The 3,662-nt window shown below is 65.0% G+C and carries 4 protein-coding genes and 1 pseudogene; all 5 read left to right on the forward strand.

Going from position 1 to position 3,662, the window contains the following annotated elements; all coding sequences use genetic code 11:
- Positions 1 to 653: Mu transposase C-terminal domain-containing protein (locus ABD161_RS15720; RefSeq protein WP_344005128.1), on the forward strand; the 653-nt coding region annotated here is incomplete at its 5' end.
- Positions 650 to 1,639 (forward strand): TniB family NTP-binding protein, encoded by a 990-nt coding sequence (locus ABD161_RS15725; protein WP_344005131.1) that lies wholly within the window; start codon positions 650 to 652, stop codon positions 1,637 to 1,639. The genes ABD161_RS15720 and ABD161_RS15725, both read left to right, overlap by 4 nt.
- A gap of 5 nt (positions 1,640 to 1,644) precedes the next feature.
- A complete protein-coding gene (locus tag ABD161_RS15730; protein WP_344005134.1) occupies positions 1,645 to 2,688 on the forward strand; it encodes a TniQ family protein in 1,044 nt (347 codons plus the stop codon).
- Between the two features lie 321 nt (positions 2,689 to 3,009).
- Positions 3,010 to 3,105 (forward strand): annotated as a pseudogene (locus tag ABD161_RS16025) (ATP-binding protein); the annotation flags it as partial.
- A gap of 10 nt (positions 3,106 to 3,115) precedes the next feature.
- Positions 3,116 to 3,658: a hypothetical protein gene (locus ABD161_RS15735; RefSeq protein ID WP_344005136.1), complete on the forward strand. Its 543-nt coding sequence runs from the start codon at positions 3,116 to 3,118 to the stop codon at positions 3,656 to 3,658.
- The last annotated feature ends 4 nt before the right edge of the window (positions 3,659 to 3,662 follow it).

Consider the following 3,662-nt stretch of genomic DNA (forward strand, 5'->3'; position numbering starts at 1 on the left):
GGCTGTCCGACCCGATGCTCCCTGGGCGAGCGCTCACCCCGAACGAGATGTTCCGCGCCTACCGGCGCATCGCCCCCGAACTGCACGTCCCGTTCGGCGTCGACGAGTTCATCGGGTTCCTCCCCGCAACGACGTGCACGCTGCAGGACTACGGCATCAATCATCGACGGCGCGTCTACCGTTCGAACCGTCTCCCCGAGCTCCGCGCCGCCGGCGCCGGCGGCGAGGGTGCGACGCGACCATGCGCCATCCGATACGACCCCCACAACCCACTCTTCGTGTGGGTCGAGCACGGCGACGAGTTCGTCCCGTTCCGCTGCTTGCGCGACCTCCTCGACGAGCCCATGGGTGGCGAGACCTGGCAAGCCGCACACGACGTCGATTCAGCCGAGGATGCCACGGTCCGCGATGACGCCGCGTATCTCGCCGACCGAATGAAGCGCGCCCAGTGGGTCAGACCAGGCAAGAAACGCAACCGCGCTGTACGTCGCGCGGAAGTCGACCGTGATCCGATGCACCTGACGAGCGTCTCGAAGGCGATCGCCCGGGAGGAGCCGCCGGCAGAGCCCGACGGCGACGAGGTCATCTGGGAGCGCGGGGGCGGATTCTCGCTCCTGGACGATGACGACGGCGTATGGGAGCGGCTGACATGACGGTGGCGATCAACACGAGGGAGGGGTGGTCAGCGTTCGTCAGCGAGACACTCGACCAGCCGATCCCGATCACGCGCGAAGAACTCGAGGCGCTCTCACCTGGCGACCGGGCGCTGAACCGCGAGGCGCGCAAGAAGTTCATGATCCGCGGGCCGGTCGTGAACACCGCTCAGTTCACGGCGATCGAGCGAGAGATCCTGCGACGGCTGATGCTGAACCAGTACAAGTCACACGGGAAGCTCGGCGTGATCGTTTCGGGCGAGCCCAACATCGGCAAGACGACAACCGTTTCTCACATCGCCCGCCGGTTCGAGCGGCGTCGTCGCGATATCGGCCGTGCCGGCGGGAGCAACTCGATCCCAGTGATCTACGTGTCCGTGCCTCCATCGTGCACCCCGAAGCTGATGCTTGGCGAGTTCGCGCACTTCCTTGGCCTACCGATCCGCCCGCACTACAACACCGGTGAGCTGATGAACACCGTCGCGAGCGTGATCGCCGCGTGCGGGACCGAACTGGTCGTGGTGGACGAGATCCACAACATCAATCAGAAGTACAAGCAGATGGGTGAAGCGTCCGACACGCTCAAGCAGCTCTCGGAGAAGTGCCCGGGCACGTTCGTCTACGCCGGAGTCGATGTCGAGGCGAGTGGTCTTCTCGATGGCACCCGGGGCCGGCAGATCAGCAGCAGGTTCCAGATCATGCACCTGCAGAAGTTCGAGAACTCCGGGAGAGCGAAGACCGCCTGGGCCGATCTCCTCGTCGCGGTCGAGACCTCGCTCGGGCTGCTCGACCAGGAAACAGGGGCGATCCTGAGGCACGCCAGCCATCTGCACACGGCCACCGGCGGCGTGATCGGGGACCTGACAGGAATGCTGCACATGCTCGCGATGGACGCCATCGACGACGGAACCGAGAGGCTCGACCTCGACGCGGTGTTCGGCACGAGGCCTACCCCAGCACACAGGGACTTGCCCGCAGCGAGATGAGAAGGATGCTGCGACCGGAGCAGGTTCGTCCCTTGCCGATCGCGGTTCGTCCAGTTGCGGGAGAGACGGTCACCGGGTTCCTCTCCCGACTCGCCATCGCAAACTCGCTCACGCCTCGCGATCTGCGCCTGCACGTCACGAGCGCGGCCGGTCTCTCGCCGTCGCGCCCGAACCTGGAGCGAGCTTCGGCGTGGGCGGAGAGGCTCGGCGGGCTCGCCATCGGCCACTTCGAGCGGGATGCCCGTAGGAACTCGATGTATGTCCGCTGCCCGCACGCCGAGTGGCGACCCTGGGCCTGCAGGCAGTGCGGATACACGCAGGAACCGAGAACCGCCTGCCGTCGCTGCGCCGGTGGAGCCCAGACCACGGTCCGCAGTCGGGGCGGCGCCGTCTGCAACCGGCATCGTCGATGGCACATCGACGGCAACGATCTCGACCTCGCCCCGTTTCCCCAGTACGCCCAGGCGGAGCGCTGCCTCTCCGGGACGCTGTGGAAACGCGGCATCGGGCTTACGACAGGAGAGTTGCAACTCTCGGCGACGCTGATTCGACACTGGGCCATCGACAGCGACCTGTCGGATCGAATCCGCGAACGTGCCGTTGCGCTCGGCGCCGAGCGATTGGAACCTGAGGCCATCTTCCTCATCGCTTACCCGGAGATCGTCACTCTCACCACGGTGATCACCGATCCCTCATTCGCCAGCTACCTGCTCACCCCGAGATTCACCCTGGCTGAGCAGGTCTGGGCGCTCGAAGCCGCAGTCGTCACGGTCATGGCAAGCTCCACCACCGAGCAACTCCATACCGTCGCGGAGCAGATCGTGTCACGAGGCAAAGCGGCCGTGGAATCCGCATTCGGCATGCGCCAGAGGACCCACAACAAGCGACCCGCGACCCTCGAAAAGGCGCTCATCGCCAGCTCGCAACGTCACCGCAGTTGCCTACTCCGACACCTCAGCACCGTCCGGATCCAGATCCGCCCGTTCACACCGGGTCTCGCGGTCCCGAGGAACCGCGTGCTCGTCAGCAGGCGACCGCAGCCGGACTAGATCGTCGAAGCGCACCGCTCATGCCTTTCCGAGGATCCTCCTATTCGCGCGCAGAGCTGTCTGTGAATCCGGGTGCGGCGGCGTATCGCCTCGATACGGTGATGGGGTGAAGGCTCCTCGTCGCGTGCTCGCGTTGACCATTGTCGGTGTTACTTTCGTCGCGCTGAGTATTCGCTCTTCTGAGGGCCACTGATATTGAGGTTCGGGGCCACTCGTGCGTCGACGCGATCGCGTCGTTGAGCGCCACCGAGTATTGGGGTTCGGGGCCACCTTTCTAGGCTCCTTCTGCCGCGTGGCTGATCAGGCGGCAGAAGGAGTGATTCGGACGCGATCATGGACCGAATCGTTCACAACACCCTCTGGATCGAAACCGGCGAAGTCAACATGCGCGAGCACACCGCCGCCGCGGCCAACTGAATCGACGCCGGTGAGCGTCGCACCTGCGGGGGTGGCGCTCACCGGCAATACCAGTGGCCCCGCGAGTGAATATCGACTGGCCCTCAACCGCAATAATCAGTGGCCCTCAAGACTCCAAATACTCATCGCGCTGACGGGGTGCTCGATCAATGGGGTGATTTGGGGTCCCGATGGCGCGCGCGTGATCGACACGACAGAGCAGTTGATCGACGGGGCCTCATCCGGCGATCAAGACTCGCTTGCCTGCGAAGATTCTGCTGCGGTGTTCGGCGAAGCGGTGTGGGATGGACTCAGCGCGGGAGAACCAGAACAGTTCGACCCTGAGACGTCCGTCGATCGACCGGCGCTTGACGCGTCGTGGAGGATCAACCTCGAAGGTGCGGGCACGAGCGGGACTGCCGGTGAGGAAGTTCCGACGGGCGTGTTCTACCGCGAGACAGAGACCGGCTTGTGCGTGGCTGACGTCATCTGGCAGACCGTGGACGTCGGCTGGGCCTTGACCCTCGATCGTGGACACGGTGTCGGTTCGGTTATGCCGCTTCCGCGAGGGTAGCGGA

The sequence above is a fragment of the Microbacterium paludicola genome, from assembly GCF_039529675.1.
Taxonomy (GTDB): Bacteria; Actinomycetota; Actinomycetes; order Actinomycetales; family Microbacteriaceae; genus Microbacterium; species Microbacterium paludicola.

Bases quoted from the DNA above. Each gene is read 5' to 3' on its own strand.
- ABD161_RS15725 (WP_344005131.1), top strand. From the start codon at position 650: ATGACGGTGGCGATCAACACGAGGGAGGGGTGGTCAGCGTTCGTCAGC.
- ABD161_RS15730 (WP_344005134.1), top strand. From the start codon at position 1,645: ATGCTGCGACCGGAGCAGGTTCGTCCCTTGCCGATCGCGGTTCGTCCA.